This is a genomic window from Bradyrhizobium ontarionense (assembly GCF_021088345.1).
GTDB classification, from domain to species: Bacteria; Pseudomonadota; Alphaproteobacteria; order Rhizobiales; family Xanthobacteraceae; genus Bradyrhizobium; species Bradyrhizobium ontarionense.
The window spans coordinates 3227443-3242336 of the sequence record NZ_CP088156.1 but is presented as its reverse complement, the minus strand read 5'-3'; the positions used below and the strand labels follow the sequence as shown (position 1 = coordinate 3242336).

Genomic DNA, 14894 nt, shown 5'->3' with positions numbered 1-14894 from the left:
GCCGAAGGACACCCAGAAGCAGTGCTACATGTGCGGGTTCTTATTCGGCATCTCACCGGGCCGATGTGACCGAGCGAACTGATCGGCGTGCGCGGCGGTGCTTCTGGCACCGTGAGGCCTTCGGCGGGCCTTCCGAGAAGACGGCCCCGGTGGGGCTCCATCGTCAATCACTTTGTCTTCTGGGCCGCAATTTGGGCTCTGATGGCAGAGAGCATCGTGCGCGGAGCAACATTCAAGCCACCGAACCCTATCTCGAACCGCCGGACGCCGGACGCAGCTATCAATTTTCGGTCGATCCAACGCTTCAATGACAAGCCATGAGCGCGTGCGCCCTCGACGGTCAAGGCGAAGCCCGCCAAGTCGCCACCCCTTACCGTCGTCTCCGATACACGCGTGATCGCCGACCACGGAATTGCTTCAGGGCCAATGCGCGAGTCCCAGAAGCCGGCGACGTCAACGACGATGACAGCCTCGCCAGCACGGCATATGAGGCGGTAGCACCACAGCAGCGTGGCCGCTATTCCGGCAACAAATCCTCCGGACAGCAGGACCTTTGCCACGTAGGTAGGACGGTGATCAAAAATCAAGACGAGGCAGGTCGATGTTATAGCCAGTCCCGCTCCGATCAGTCGCACCATGTGGTAACGCGAGTAGTGCGCAACGAGGGGCGCGAGCGGGCGTGCGGCGACAGCAGCAGCCATAGCAGCGCGAATGCGGCGATTGTGCAGGTAGATGTGAAGCGGCCCAAGGATGAGCGCAATGACGGCAAGGATGGCGATCATGTCCATTGGCGGGATTTCGTTCTGTGACGCATGAAACAGCAAAGACGCCCGTCTGAGCAGGGCGGGACCCGGCTCGTAAGCTAAAGCCGGGAGCTCCTGCGGCAACATGTCGTAATGCTCACGAAGTCCTGATCGATGACGATTATTGACATTCGTCACTCAACAATCGACATTCTCTCGCAACTGCAGCGAGAGGTGTCCAATGCTGATCCGGCTGATTTCCGCGAGTTATTCCAAGCTCTTGACCGGTCTGGCGCTGGCCACCATGGCCGCCGCGCTGGCCGGCTGCAACGAGACCGTGGCCCAGAAGGCCGAGCCGACCCGGCCGGTTCTGGTCGCTCCGGTCCATTATGAGGGCGAGACGCCCGAACGCAGCTTCGTCGGCACGATCAGGCCGCGCATCGAGGCCGATATCGGCTTCCGTGTCGCTGGCAAGGTCGCCAAGCGCCTCGTCGAGGTCGGCCAGACCGTCGAAATCGACCAGCCGCTGGCGACTCTCGACGAGGTCGACCTGAAGCTGCAGGCCGAGCAGGCCGACGCCGAATTCCGCGCCGCCACCGGCGTGCTGGCGCAGGCTTCGGCGGCCGAGACCAGAGCCAGGGAATTGCGCGCCAAGGGCTGGACCACGGACGCGCAGATGGATCAGGCGCGCGCGTCAGCCGATGAGGCACGGGCACGGCTCAATCGCGCCGAGCGCTCGGTCGAGCTGACCAGGAACTCGCTCTCTTACGCGACCTTGCTCGCCGATGCCCGGGGGGTCGTCACCGCGACGCTGATCGAGCCCGGGATGGTGGTCGCCTCCGGCCAGGCTGCGATCCGCGTCGCACGCTTCGCCGAGAAGGAAGCCGTGGTCGCGATCCCCGAGACCTTGCTCGAGCGCGCCAAGACCGGCAGCGCCTCCGTCACGCTGTGGTCGGAGGCCGACAAGAAATATGCAGCGAAGCTGCGCGAGATCGCGCCGGCTGCCGACCCCGCCACGCGCACCTATCTCGCCAAGTTCTCGCTGCCGGACGCCGGCGACGCCGTCTCGCTCGGCATGACCGCGACCCTGACGCTCGCCGATCCCGCCACCACGCGGGTGGCACGGCTGCCGCTGTCGGCGCTGTTCAGCGAGGGCCGCGAGCCGTCCTTCTATGTCGTCAACGACAAGGGCGAGGTGACGCTGAAGCCGGTCACGGTGAAGGCCTACGAGAGCAAGGACGTGCTGATCTCGGGCGGTGTCGACGAAGGCGACAAGGTGGTCGCGCTCGGCGTGCAGAAGCTCGATCCGGGCCAGAAGGTCCGGGTGGTCTCGGCGCTGACGTTCTGACGCAGACCACGAATACCAGCGTCCGTCATTGCGAGCGAAGCGACTTGTCCGCCATAGCCCGAAGGGCGACGGCGGAAGCAATCCAGGGTTCTTCGGCAAGTGCAGTCTGGATTGCTTCGTCGCTGAAGCTCCTCGCAATGACGAGTTCTATCAACCGGCAGTGTCTCAAGCGGCAACAGATCATCGGAGACGACGATGAAGCGCTTCAATCTTTCGGCCTGGGCGGTCAGTCATCCGCCGCTGGTGCTGTTCCTGATCATCGCGCTCGGCGTCGCCGGCTTCTTCTCCTATCAGAAGCTCGGCCGCGCGGAAGATCCGTTCTTCACGGTCAAGGTCGTCAACGTCTCGGTGATGTGGCCGGGCGCGACCGCCGCCGAAATGCAGAGCCAGGTCGCCGACCCCATCGAGAAGAAGCTGCAGGAGCTGCCTTACTTCGAGAAGGTGCAGACCTATTCGAAGCCGGCTTTCACCGCGATGCAGGTGACCTTCCGCGATTCGACGCCGCCGAAGGAGGTGCCGCATCTGTTCTATCTGATCCGCAAGAAGCTCGACGACGTGCAGTCGTCGCTGCCGGCGGGCATCGTCGGACCCTTCGTCAATGACGAGTTCTCCGACGTCGATTCCATCCTGTTCATGATGACCGGCGACGGCGCGGATTATGCGCAGCTGAAGAAGACCGCCGAAGGCTTGCGCCAGCGCCTGCTGAAGGTCGCCGGCGTCACCAAGGTCAATCTCTACGGCACCCAGGACGAGCGCATCTATGTCGAGTTCAGCCATGCCAAGCTCGCCACGCTCGGCATCACGCCGCAGGCGCTGTTCGACTCGCTCGCCAAGCAGAACAACGTAACCCCGGCCGGCACGGTCGAGACCAATGCCCAGCGCGTGCCGCTGCGGGTCACCGGCGCGCTCGACGGCGCCAAGGCCGTGGCGGAGACGCCGGTCGAAAGCAACGGACGCGTGTTCCGGCTCGGCGATATCGCCACCGTCACCCACGGCTTCGTCGACCCGCCGACTTTCAAGGTGCGGCAGGAGGGCAGGCCGGCGCTCGGCATCGGCGTCGTCACGGCCAAGGAGGCCAACATCCTGGAGCTCGGCAAGGAGGTTCACGCTGCCGCCGACGACTTCATGAAGGCCGTGCCGCAGGGCATCGAGATCGAGCAGATTGCGGATCAGCCCAAGGTGGTCGAACACGCCGTCAGCGAGTTCGTGCACTCGTTCGTCGAGGCGCTGGCGATCGTGCTGTTCGTGTCGTTCCTGGCGCTCGGCTGGCGCACCGGCATCGTGGTGGCGCTGTCGGTGCCGCTGGTGCTCGGGCTCGTCTTCATCGTCATGAACATCATGGGGCTCAACCTGCATCGCATCTCGCTTGGAGCCCTCATCATCGCGCTCGGCCTGCTGGTCGATGACGCCATCATCGCGGTCGAGATGATGGTGGTGAAGATGGAGCAGGGCTGGGATCGGATGCGCGCGGCGTCCTTTGCCTGGGAATCCACCGCATTCCCGATGCTGACCGGAACGCTGGTCACGGCCGCCGGCTTCCTGCCGATCGGCTTTGCCAATTCAGCGGTCGGCGAATATGCCGGCAGCATCTTCTGGATCGTCGCCATCGCGCTCGTTGCGTCCTGGTTCGTCGCGGTGATCTTCACGCCCTATATCGGCGTCAAGCTGCTACCCGACATGAAGGCGCATCACGGCCATGACGAGCACGCGATCTATGATACGCGGATGTACCGGGGCCTGCGCCGCGTGATCCGCTGGTGCGTCGATCACCGCATCACCACGGTCGCCGCGACCGTCGGCGTGTTCGCAGCTGCGATCGTGGCGTTCGGCCATGTCCAGCAGCAGTTCTTCCCGCTGTCGGAGCGGCCCGAATTGTTCCTGCAGCTGCGCCTGCCGGAGGGCACGGCGTTCGGGGTCACCGAGCAGGCCGCCAAGACGGCAGAGAAGCTGCTCAAGGACGACAAGGACATCGAGACCTACACCGCCTATGTCGGGCAGGGCTCGCCGCGCTTCTGGCTCGGCCTCAACCCGCAACTGCCGAACGAGGCCTTCGCCGAGATCGTGATCGTCGCCAAGGACGTTGCGGCGCGCGAGCGGATCAAGGCCAAGATCGAGACCGCCGCCGCCAACGGCGTGCTGAACGAAGCGCGCGTCCGGGTCGATCGCTTCAATTTCGGTCCGCCGGTCGGTTTCCCCGTCCAGTTCCGAGTCATCGGCCCCGATGCGGCCAAGGTGCGCGACATCGCCTACCAGGTCCGCGATGTGGTCAGGCAGAACCCGAACGTCAGGGATCCGCAGCTCGACTGGAACGAGCAGTCGCCCTATCTGAAGCTCGTGGTCGACCAGGACCGCGCCCGCGCGCTTGGCCTCACCCCGCAGGACGTCTCGCAGGCGCTGGCGATGCTGATTTCCGGCGTGCAGGTCACGACCATCCGCGACGGCATCGAGAAGGTCGGCGTCGTCGCGCGTGCGGCGCCGTCCGAGCGGCTCGATCTCGCCCATGTCGGCGACCTCACCATCACCTCGAAGAATGGCGTGGCGGTGCCGCTGCAGCAGATCGCCAAGATCAAGTATTCGCACGAGGAGCCGATCCTGTGGCGGCGCAACCGCGACATGGCGATCACGGTGCGCGCCGATGTGGCGGATGGCGTCCAGGCACCCGATGTCACCAACCAGATCTCACCGAAGCTGCAGGACATCCGCAACCGCCTCGAGCCCGCCTACCGGATCGAGGCCGGCGGCGCGTTCGAGGAATCCGCCAAGGGCAATGCCTCGATCTTCGTGCTGTTTCCGCTGATGGTCATCGTGATGCTGACCCTGCTGATGATCCAGCTGCAGAGCTTCTCGCGGCTGATCCTGGTGTTCCTGACCGCGCCGCTCGGCATCGTCGGCGCCTCGCTTGGGCTCAACGTCGCCAACGCGCCGTTCGGCTTCGTGGCGCTGCTCGGCCTGATCGCGCTGGCCGGCATGATCATGCGCAACGCGGTGATCCTGGTCGATCAGATCGAGACCGACGTCGCCCATGGCCTGACGCGCAAGGAGGCGATCATCGAGGCCACCGTTCGCCGCGCCCGTCCGGTGGTGCTGACCGCGCTCGCCGCCATCCTCGCCATGATCCCGCTGTCGCGCTCCGCCTTCTGGGGGCCGATGGCGATCACCATCATGGGCGGCTTGTTTGTTGCAACCTTCCTCACTCTGCTGTACTTGCCGGGCTTGTATGCCCTCTGGTTTCGTAAGACCCTCGATCAGCGTGGGACTGGCACGCAGATCGATCCCGCGGCGCAGCATCAGGACCATCCGGCCCCCGCATTTCCGATCGCTGAAGCCGCTGAATAGGTGAAATGATTGCAGGCATGATGACGCTGGTTTCCGAACATATCGAACCCGATACGAGCGAGCGGATTCTCGTGGTGGCGGAGCGGCTGTTTCGGCAGATCGGCTATCAGAAGACGACGGTCGCCGACATCGCCAAGGAACTCCACATGAGTCCGGCGAATGTCTATCGCTTCTTCGATTCGAAGAGGGCGATCCACCAGGCGGTGGCCCGTTCACTGATGAGCGAGGTCGAGGTGGCGGCCCAGGAGATCGCGGGCCGCCAGGGACCGGCTGCGCCGCGGTTGCGGGAGCTGCTCGTCACGATTCACCGGATGAACAGCGAACGCTATGTCGGCGACGCCAAGCTGCACGAGATGGTCGCCGTGGCCATGGAGGAGAGCTGGGAGGTCTGCGAAGCGCACATGCTGTTGATCACCGAGATCATCGGCAGCGTGATCGCGCAAGGGCTGGCGTCCGGCGAATTTCAAGCGCCCGACCTGGTGCTGGCCGCGAAATGCGCGACCACTGCGATGATGCGCTTCTTCCATCCGCAGATGATCGCCCAATGCGCGACCAAGCCGGGGCCGACCGTCGAGGAGATGACCGATTTCGTGCTGGCGGGGCTTGGTTCACGGAGCGCTGCGGTCTAGGTTGCAGTCATTCCGGGTTCGATGCTCTGCATCGCCCCGGAATGACTGTGATCCGGGGAGACGATGGCGTGACCGAGCAGGACTTGCATTTCTACGAACCGAAGAACGGTCACGGCCTCAAGCACGATCCCTTCAACGCCATCGTCGCCCCGCGTCCGATCGGCTGGATCTCCTCCCGCGATGCCGACGGCCACGTCAACCTGGCGCCCTACAGCTTCTTCAACGCCTTCAACTACACGCCGCCGATTATCGGCTTTTCCTCGACGCAGTGGAAGGACAGTGTCGCCAACATCAAGGATACCGGCGAGTTCGTCTGGAATCTGGTGACGCGCGATCTGGCGACCCACATGAATGCGACCGCCGCGCATGTCGCGCGCGAGGTCGACGAGTTCAAGCTCGCCGGCGTCACCGCCGTCCCAAGCAAATTCGTCAACGTGCCGCGCGTCGGCGAGAGCCCGGTGGCGTTCGAGTGCAAGGTCACGCAGATCATCCAGCTGCAGGGCGCTGACGGCACCAAGGCGCAGGCCTGGCTGACCCTCGGCGAGGTCGTCGCCGTGCATATCGACAAGGCGCTGATCAAGGACGGCGTCTATCAGACCGCGCTGGCGCATCCGATCGTGCGCGCCGGCCGCCGCGGCGACTATTTCGAGATCAAGGCCGAAGACATGTTCGAGATGATCAGGCCGGACTGATGTGCGCTACGTCTCATCATTGCTGAATATTACGGGGGAGACCGCCTGACGTGACCGAAGCGACCGTCCATGCCGCGCTGTCAGCGCCGACCGAGCCCCGCGGCGATCTCTGCATCCGCACGCTGGCGATGCCGGCCGATACCAACGCCAATGGCGACATCTTCGGCGGCTGGCTGCTCAGCCAGATGGACGTCGGCGGCGGCGTGTTCGCCGCCAAGATCGCGAAATCGCGGACCGTGACGGTCGCGATCGAGGCGATGAACTTCCGGAAAGCGGTCTATGTCGGCGATCTCGTCTCGGTCTATGCGCATCTCGTGCGTGTCGGCCGCACCTCGATGACCGTGCGTCTCGAGGCCTGGGTGCTGCGCCGGAAGGAGGAGCAGCCGATCCTGGTCACCGACGGCAACTTCACCTATGTGTCGATCGACGATGACGGCCGGCCCCAGCCGGTCAGACGGGACGGGGCGATCACCACCTGATCGCATCGGCGGCCGTCATTAGTAACCTCTGTTAATGCGCGCGGCATAAGGCGCTTGCTCGACATAAGGAACCGCGATCCGGTGGCGTGCGTTTCCTGACATCGTGCAGGACCGAGGCGGACAGTGACGCATCCGTGGGCATCAGCATCCCGACGATCAATCTCGCGCGATGTAGGTCTTGTCCACAGCTCAGGCGTCTTTACGATGTTTGCAAGTTCTGGTTGCTTACGCGCGTCTCGCCGCGTCTCTGCCCCATTGCGAGTTTCGATTGGGGCATCGCACTGGTGATGACGGTGGTCCGTTTCCGATCATCACGGCAAAAAAGGACAGCCGGAAAGAATTGCCGGCCACAGGGGAAAACGGTCGGGGGACGTGTTGCACGAACAGGGTGGGAGTAAGTCCATGTCGGACGCCGACGAGAACTTGACCTTGCAGGTCCTCAAGAAGCTGCAGCAGCGGCTGCTTCATGCCGAGCGGAGAATTGGCATCTACGAAGTTCAGCTCAGCACGTTTCGTGAGCATCATCTCGAGGTGTTGCGGGATCTGCGCACGATCTACGAGCTGCTGGGCCAGCATCATGATCGCCTGGACGGAGCCGGCGCCTCGCTGCGCAAGGCCACCCTGGTCCCGGACGATTTGCACTGATTCGGCGGCTGAAGCGGCGTCGAGAACGCGATCGCGCGCGCTGCGGCAAACATAACATCCACACAATTGCCTGTTGGCATGCATTCAGCACATCGGATGTCCGGTGGCTCCCTGATCGGAACAACCGTCATGGAGCCCGGTTATAAGCCCCGGAATAAACGGCGGGAATGCGCAATGTCCGACACCTACATCATCGAGGTCAGCTCCCAGGCGGCAGGCATCGTCATTCGGGATCGCGGCGGCTTCCGCTTCTTTGCGGCGTCGCACCGCTTCAATGTCCTCGAAGGCCAGGTGTTTCGCACCGCCCGCGAGGCCGAACGTGCCGCCATGCGCATCGTCGCCGGCGAGTTGAGCGTCGCGGCCTGATCCGCAAGCTCGATTCGGTCGCCATCACGACCGTGGTCGTCCACGAGACATAATTGTCGCGCTGCACCGCGATGAATTGCTGCGGTGCTTTGCGCGCTCGCGCATTGACGCTCGACTCGATCGGCATCACCATGGTGCGGTTCGTCTCGAAAGTTCGCCATGGTTGTCCTTTCACAGCGCCAGACCGAGATTCTGAATGTCGCCCGCGCCTCCGGCCGCGTCATGGTGGAGGATCTCGCGCGCCGGTTCGAAGTGTCGGCGCAGACGATCCGCAAGGACCTCAACGATCTGTGCGAGCAGCGCGCTTTGACGCGCATCCATGGCGGCGCCATCATCGCCTCCGGGGTCGAGAACCTCGCCTATGAGGCGCGGCGCTTCGTCGCTGCCGACGAGAAGAAGGCGATTGGCGCGATCGCGGCCGCCCGCATTCCCAACGGCTCCTCGCTCTTCATCAACATCGGCACGACGACGGAGGAGGTTGCGAGCGCGCTGTCCTCGCATCAGGATCTTCTGGTCATCACCAACAACCTCAATGTCGCGATGCTGCTCTATCGCCATCCGCGCATCGAGGTGATCGTGGCCGGCGGCACGGTGCGGCGCTCGGACGGCGGCGTGGTCGGATCGACTGCGACGCAGCTGATCGGCCAGTTCAAGGTCGATTACGCCATCATCGGCGCGTCCGCGATCGACGAGGAGGGCGCGCTGCTCGACTTCGATTATCGCGAGGTGCAGGTCGCGCAGGCCATCATCGCCAATGCCCGCAGCGTGATGCTGGTGGCCGATTCGACCAAGCTCCACCGCAGCGCGCCGGTGCGCATCGCGCATCTCAGCCAGATCCAGACCTTCGTCACCGATCGTCCGCTGCCGGACGGGCTCGCCAGCATCTGCCACAGCCGCGGCATCGAGGTGATCTCGGCGATGCCGGCTGACGAAACGGACGAGGCTGCAGAAGCGACCGAAACCCCGTCGCCAGCAGTGCTACGCCGCGCCTGACATTCCGCCATCATCCCGGGCCGTTTGATCCCTGATTGGGCACGTTCTGCCCAATCTCGGTCCAACATGCGGATTTCGATTTGCTTTCACTTTCGTTTGTGATTAACTCGAAAGTGAAAGTGAAATCGCCGGTTTGAAGGCGATTGCCGGGGGATGCGTCTGTTGGAGCGGATCTACGACCTCGCCATTGTCGGAGGCGGCGTGAACGGCTGCGGCATCGCGCGCGATGCGGCCGGACGCGGAAACTCCGTTTTTCTCTGTGAAATGAACGATCTGGCGAGCGGGACCTCGTCCTGGTCCACCAAGCTCGTGCATGGCGGCCTGCGCTATCTCGAATATTACGAGTTCCGCCTGGTGCGCGAGGCGCTGATCGAGCGCGAGATCCTGTGGCAGATCGCGCCTCACATCATCAGCCCGCTGCGCTTCGTGCTGCCGCATCATGCGGGCCTGCGGCCGGCCTGGCTGCTGCGCCTCGGCCTGTTTCTCTATGACCATCTCGGCGGGCGCAAGCTGCTGCCGCCGACCCGTTCGGTCGATTTGCGGACCGACGAGGTCGGCCGGCCGCTGATTGCCGGGCGCTATGCCAGGGGCTTCGAATATTCCGACTGCTTCGTCGACGATGCCCGTCTCGTCGTGCTCACCGCGCGCGATGCCGCCGACCGGGGCGCCGTGATCCGCACGCGCGCCCGTGCGACCGAGATCCGGCAGGACGACGGCGTCTGGCTGGTCACCACCGAGAACACGCAGAGCGGCGAGCGCGAGACCATCAAGGCGCGTGCGCTGGTCAATGCCGCCGGGCCCTGGGTGGAGCAGGTGCTGGCGTCGGGCGCCGGCGTCAATGCAAAAGCGAAAGTGCGGCTGGTGCAGGGCTCGCACATCGTGGTGCGCAAGCTCTACGATCACGATCGCGCCTACATCTTCCAGAACGCCGATGGCCGCATCATCTTCGCGATCCCCTACCAGCAGGACTTTACGCTGATCGGCACGACGGACCGCGACTATCAGGGCGACCCGGCCAAGGTGAAAGCGACCGACGAGGAGATCGCCTATCTCTGCGCCGCGCTCGGCGAATATCTCGCCAAGCCGGTCAAGCCGGCCGACGTCGTGTGGAGCTATTCCGGCGTGCGGCCGCTCTATGACGATGGCGCCAGCGAAGCCAAGGCGGCGACACGCGACTACGTGTTCGAGCTCGATACGCCGGGCGGCCTGCCGCTGTTGTCGATCTATGGCGGCAAGATCACGACCTACCGCCGATTGTCGGAGGAGGCGCTGGAGCGCCTCGCGCCCTATCTGAAGGGCACGAAGGCGCAGGAAGGCTGGACCGGCAGGGCGCCGCTGCCCGGCGGCGACATGAAGGTCACGGCCGTGGCGCCGCTGATCGCCGGTCTCCGCCACACTTATCCTTTCCTGACAGATGCTCATGCGAAGCGTATCGCGCATGCCTATGGCACGCGGGCCGCGACGATGCTTGCCGGGGCGACATCTTCCGCCGATCTCGGCCAGGATTTCGGTGGCACCTTGACGGAGCGTGAAGTCAGGTACCTGATGACGGACGAGTGGGCGTTGACGGCCGAGGACATTGTGTGGCGGCGATCGAAGCTGGGGTTGCGGATGTCGGCGGCGGAAATCGCCGCGCTCGATGCATGGATCGTCGCCAATCGCGACAGGGCTGCCCCTCCGGTGCGTGAAGCAGGGGGACGCGCATGAGCGTGACGCTCGACCACGTCTCGCGCATCGTCGACGGGCTCACCACCATTCGCGATGTCTCGCTGACCTTGCAGCGCGGCACGCTCAGCGTGCTGCTCGGCCCGACCTTGTCGGGGAAGACCTCGATCATGCGGCTGCTCGCCGGCCTCGACCGGCCGACCACCGGCCGCGTGCTGGTCGACGGCAAGGACGTCACCGGCGCCGACGTGCGGCAGCGCTCGGTCGCGATGGTCTATCAGCAGTTCATCAACTATCCCTCGCTCACGGTGTATGAGAACATCGCTTCGCCCTTGCGCGTTCAGGGCAAGTCGCGCCAGGAGATCGAGAAGCGCGTCGCGGAAGCCGCCGGGCTGCTCAGGCTCGAGCCCTATCTGAAGCGCACGCCGCTGCAGCTCTCTGGCGGCCAGCAGCAGCGCACTGCGATTGCGCGGGCGTTGGTGAAAGGCGCCGATCTCGTGCTGCTCGACGAGCCCCTGGCCAATCTCGACTACAAGCTGCGCGAGGAGCTGCGCACCGAGCTGCCGCGCATCTTCGAGGCGTCAGGCGCGATCTTCGTCTATGCCACCACCGAGCCGTCGGAAGCGCTGCTGCTCGGCGGCCGTACCATCTGCATGTGGGAAGGCGAGGTGCTGCAGGCCGGCGACACCGCAGCCGTGTATCGCCGTCCCGACACCTTGCGCGTCGGCCAGGTGTTTTCGGACCCGCCGATGAACATCGTCGACATCCAGAAGCGTGGCGACAGCGTGCATTACGCCGGTGGCGTGAGCGCGCCGGCGGGCGGACTCTATGCCGATCTGCCCGATGGCAATTACCGCGCCGGTCTTCGCCCGCACCAGCTCGGGCTCGCGAAGGCCGGCGCCAGCCATGGCCGCCACGCCTTCCCGGCGACCGTCTCCGTGACGGAGATCACCGGTTCGGAGAGCTTTGTGCACCTGACGTGCGATGGCATGAACTGGGTCGCCGTGCTGCACGGCGTCCATGAATACGAGCCCGGCGATATCCTGGACGCCGTGCTCGATCCCGCCGACGTCTTTGTGTTCGACGCCAGCGACCGACTGGTCGCGGCGCCGAAGAGCCTATGAGGGAGATGCCGCATGGCCCGCATTGACCTCGTCGATCTCGCCCAATCCTACCATGGCAACAATGCCGACATCGAAAGCTTCGCGCTGAAGCCGGTCACGATGACCTGGCGCCAGGGCGGCGCCTATGCGCTGCTCGGGCCCTCGGGCTGCGGCAAGACCACGCTGCTCAACTTGATCTCCGGCATTCTCGTGCCCTCGCGCGGCAAGATCCTGTTCGACGGCACCGACATCACGAAAGCCTCGACCCGCGAGCGCAACATCGCGCAGGTGTTCCAGTTCCCGGTCATCTACGACACCATGACCGTCGGCGAGAATCTTGCGTTCCCGCTCAAGAATCGCGGTGTGCCGAAGGCCGAGATCGACAAGCGCGTCGCCGAGATCGCGCGGCTGCTCGACCTGACGCCGGATCTCAACCGCAAGGCGACGCGGCTCACGGCTGACGCCAAGCAGAAGATCTCGCTCGGCCGCGGGCTGGTGCGCTCAGACGTCGCCGCGGTGCTGTTCGACGAGCCGCTGACCGTGATCGATCCCGAGCTGAAATGGCAGCTGCGCTCGAAGCTGAAGGCGCTGCATCGCGAGCTCGATCTGACGATGATCTACGTGACCCACGACCAGACCGAGGCGTTGACCTTCGCAGACACCGTAGTCGTGATGCATGACGGCCGTGTGGTGCAGAGCGGCACGCCGGCGGAACTGTTCGACAAGCCGGCGCACACCTTCGTCGGCTACTTCATCGGCTCGCCCGGCATGAACATCCTCTCCGCGGACGTGAAGGGCCGCGAGGCCCGCATCGACGGCCACACCCTGACGCTCGCACGCAGCTACGATGCGCTGCCGGCGGGCGCCAAGATCGAGATCGGCGTGCGTCCGGAGTTCGTCGACGTCGCAGCACCCGGACCAGGCCTGCTCGACGCCAACATCGAGCGCATCGACGATCTCGGCCGCATCCGCTTCGCGCAGGTCCGCGTCGGCGACGTCAAGTTCGCCGCGCGCCTGCCGGCCGGGTTCTCGCCGCAGGGGGCGGCGATCGGGCTGCGCTTCGACCCGTCGCATGTCCATGTCTATGCCGACAGCCGCCTCGTCGAGGGAGCCTAAGTGATGGACAAGACCATCAACAACAAGGCCTGGTTCCTGGTACTGCCGGTGTTCCTGCTGGTCGCGTTCTCCGCCATCCTGCCGCTGATGACGGTCGTGAACTATTCGCTTCAGGATACGTTCGGCAACAACCAGTTCTTCTGGAACGGGGTCGGCTGGTTCAAGGAGCTGCTCGATCCCTCGACCGATCTCGGCGGCCGTTTCCTGGCCTCGCTCGGGCGCAACCTGCTGTTCTCGGCCGTGATCCTCGCCATCGAGGTGCCGCTCGGCATCGTCGTGGCGCTGTCGATGCCGCGCGGCGGCTGGACGGTGGCGTTCTGCCTCGTCACCCTGGCGCTGCCGTTGCTGATTCCATGGAACGTCGTCGGCACCATCTGGCAGATCTTCGGCCGCCCCGACATCGGCCTGCTCGGCTATACCCTGACCAGCATCGGCATCGACTACAATTACGTCTCCAACGATATCGACGCCTGGGTGACGGTCATCGTGATGGATGTCTGGCACTGGACCAGCCTGGTGGCGCTGCTCTGCTATGCCGGCCTGAAGTCGATTCCCGACGCCTATTACCAGGCGGCGCAGATCGACGGTGCCTCGCGCTGGGCGGTGTTCACCGCGATCCAGCTGCCGAAGATGCACCGGGTGCTGCTGATCGCGGTGCTGCTGCGCTTCATGGACAGCTTCATGATCTATACCGAGCCGTTCGTCGTGACCGGCGGCGGGCCCGGCAATTCCACCACCTTCATCTCGATCGAGCTGGTCAAGATCGCGCTCGGCCAGTTCGACCTCGGCAAGGCCGCGGCGCTGTCGCTGGTCTACAACCTGATCATCCTGATCGTCTGCTGGATCTTCTATACGATCATGACCCATGCCGGCACTGAGCGCCGGCCGACGCAAGGAGGCGCGTGATGAACTCGATTCCGGGCCGTCGCGTCATCATCTCGGTGTTCCTGGTCTTCCTGCTGTTGCCGATCTACTGGCTCGTCAACATGAGCTTCAAGACCAATTCCGAGATTGTCTCGACGATGACGCTGTGGCCGCACCAGCCGACAATCGCGAACTACATGCGGATCTTCACCGATGAGAGCTGGTATTCCGGCTACATCAACTCGCTGAAATATGTGATCATCAACACGGTGATCTCGATCTCGGTGGCGTTGCCGGCGGCCTACGCGTTCTCGCGCTATCGCTTCCTCGGCGACAAGCACCTGTTCTTCTGGCTGCTGTCGAACCGGATGGCGCCGGCCGCGGTCTATGCGCTGCCGTTCTTCAACCTGTATTCGGCGATCGGCCTGTTCGATACGCCATGGGCGGTCGCGCTCGCGCACTGCATTTTCAACATTCCGCTGGCGGTGTGGATCCTCGAAGGCTTCGTCTCCTCGGTGCCGCGCGAGATCGACGAAACGGCGTTCCTCGACGGCTATTCGTTTCCGCGCTTCTTCGTGAAGATCCTGGTGCCGCTGATCGCGAGCGGCATCGGCGTCGCCGCGTTCTTCTGCTTCATGTTCTCCTGGGTCGAGCTCCTGCTCGCCCGCACCTTGACCTCGGTCGATGCCAAGCCGATCTCGGCGGTCATGACCCGCACGGTCTCCGCCGCAGGCATGGACTGGGGCCTGCTCGCCGCCGCCGGCGTGCTCACGATCATCCCCGGCGCGCTCGTGATCTGGTTCGTCCGCAACTACATCGCGCGCGGCTTCGCATTGGGGCGGGTGTGATGATGGGTGTGATTGTCGCGCAAGCGCACGGCGGTTCTAACCTCTCCCAGCTTGCGGGGGCGCGACG

At 64.4% G+C, this 14894-nt stretch carries 14 protein-coding genes; 13 read left to right on the top strand and 1 reads right to left on the bottom strand.

The window, feature by feature from the left end:
* Window positions 1–167 precede the first annotated feature (167 nt).
* On the bottom strand, window positions 168–788 hold the full coding sequence (locus tag LQG66_RS14635; protein WP_231326916.1) for a hypothetical protein: 621 nt from the start codon (window positions 786–788) through the stop codon (window positions 168–170).
* A gap of 196 nt (window positions 789–984) precedes the next feature.
* Between LQG66_RS14635 and LQG66_RS14630 the strand changes: the two genes are divergently transcribed.
* From LQG66_RS14630 to LQG66_RS14570, 13 genes are all read left to right on the top strand, one after another.
* On the top strand, window positions 985–2091 hold the full coding sequence (locus LQG66_RS14630) for an efflux RND transporter periplasmic adaptor subunit (protein ID WP_231326915.1): 1107 nt from the start codon (window positions 985–987) through the stop codon (window positions 2089–2091).
* Window positions 2092–2286: 195 nt separating this feature from the next.
* On the top strand, window positions 2287–5427 hold the full coding sequence (locus LQG66_RS14625) for an efflux RND transporter permease subunit (protein WP_231326914.1): 3141 nt from the start codon (window positions 2287–2289) through the stop codon (window positions 5425–5427).
* A gap of 20 nt (window positions 5428–5447) precedes the next feature.
* A complete protein-coding gene (locus LQG66_RS14620) occupies window positions 5448–6056 on the top strand; it encodes a TetR/AcrR family transcriptional regulator (protein WP_231327785.1) in 609 nt (202 codons plus the stop codon).
* Between the two features lie 68 nt (window positions 6057–6124).
* Window positions 6125–6748, top strand: a complete 624-nt coding sequence (locus LQG66_RS14615; protein WP_231326913.1) for a flavin reductase family protein — start codon at window positions 6125–6127, stop codon at window positions 6746–6748.
* Window positions 6749–6798: 50 nt separating this feature from the next.
* Window positions 6799–7227: an acyl-CoA thioesterase gene (locus LQG66_RS14610; protein ID WP_231326912.1), complete on the top strand. Its 429-nt coding sequence runs from the start codon at window positions 6799–6801 to the stop codon at window positions 7225–7227.
* A gap of 402 nt (window positions 7228–7629) precedes the next feature.
* The gene (locus tag LQG66_RS14605; protein ID WP_231326911.1) at window positions 7630–7872 is read left to right on the top strand and encodes a hypothetical protein; all 243 of its coding nucleotides are present in this window, start codon (window positions 7630–7632) and stop codon (window positions 7870–7872) included.
* Window positions 7873–8046: 174 nt separating this feature from the next.
* Window positions 8047–8238: a hypothetical protein gene (locus LQG66_RS14600; protein ID WP_231326910.1), complete on the top strand. Its 192-nt coding sequence runs from the start codon at window positions 8047–8049 to the stop codon at window positions 8236–8238.
* A gap of 159 nt (window positions 8239–8397) precedes the next feature.
* Window positions 8398–9231: a DeoR/GlpR family DNA-binding transcription regulator gene (locus LQG66_RS14595; protein WP_231326909.1), complete on the top strand. Its 834-nt coding sequence runs from the start codon at window positions 8398–8400 to the stop codon at window positions 9229–9231.
* Window positions 9232–9384: 153 nt separating this feature from the next.
* Window positions 9385–10938: a glycerol-3-phosphate dehydrogenase gene (gene glpD, locus LQG66_RS14590; RefSeq protein WP_231326908.1), complete on the top strand. Its 1554-nt coding sequence runs from the start codon at window positions 9385–9387 to the stop codon at window positions 10936–10938.
* Entirely contained in the window at window positions 10935–12020 is a 1086-nt protein-coding gene (locus LQG66_RS14585; protein WP_231326907.1) for an ABC transporter ATP-binding protein, read from the top strand. Before glpD ends, LQG66_RS14585 begins: the two co-directional genes overlap by 4 nt.
* A 12-nt stretch (window positions 12021–12032) precedes the next feature.
* Complete coding sequence (locus LQG66_RS14580) at window positions 12033–13115, top strand: ABC transporter ATP-binding protein (protein ID WP_231326906.1); 1083 nt, start codon at window positions 12033–12035, stop codon at window positions 13113–13115.
* A gap of 3 nt (window positions 13116–13118) precedes the next feature.
* Window positions 13119–14021, top strand: a complete 903-nt coding sequence (locus tag LQG66_RS14575; protein ID WP_231326905.1) for a carbohydrate ABC transporter permease — start codon at window positions 13119–13121, stop codon at window positions 14019–14021.
* Window positions 14021–14827, top strand: coding sequence for a carbohydrate ABC transporter permease (locus tag LQG66_RS14570; protein ID WP_231326904.1), 807 nt, complete (start codon window positions 14021–14023; stop codon window positions 14825–14827). Before LQG66_RS14575 ends, LQG66_RS14570 begins: the two co-directional genes overlap by 1 nt.
* Window positions 14828–14894 lie beyond the last annotated feature (67 nt).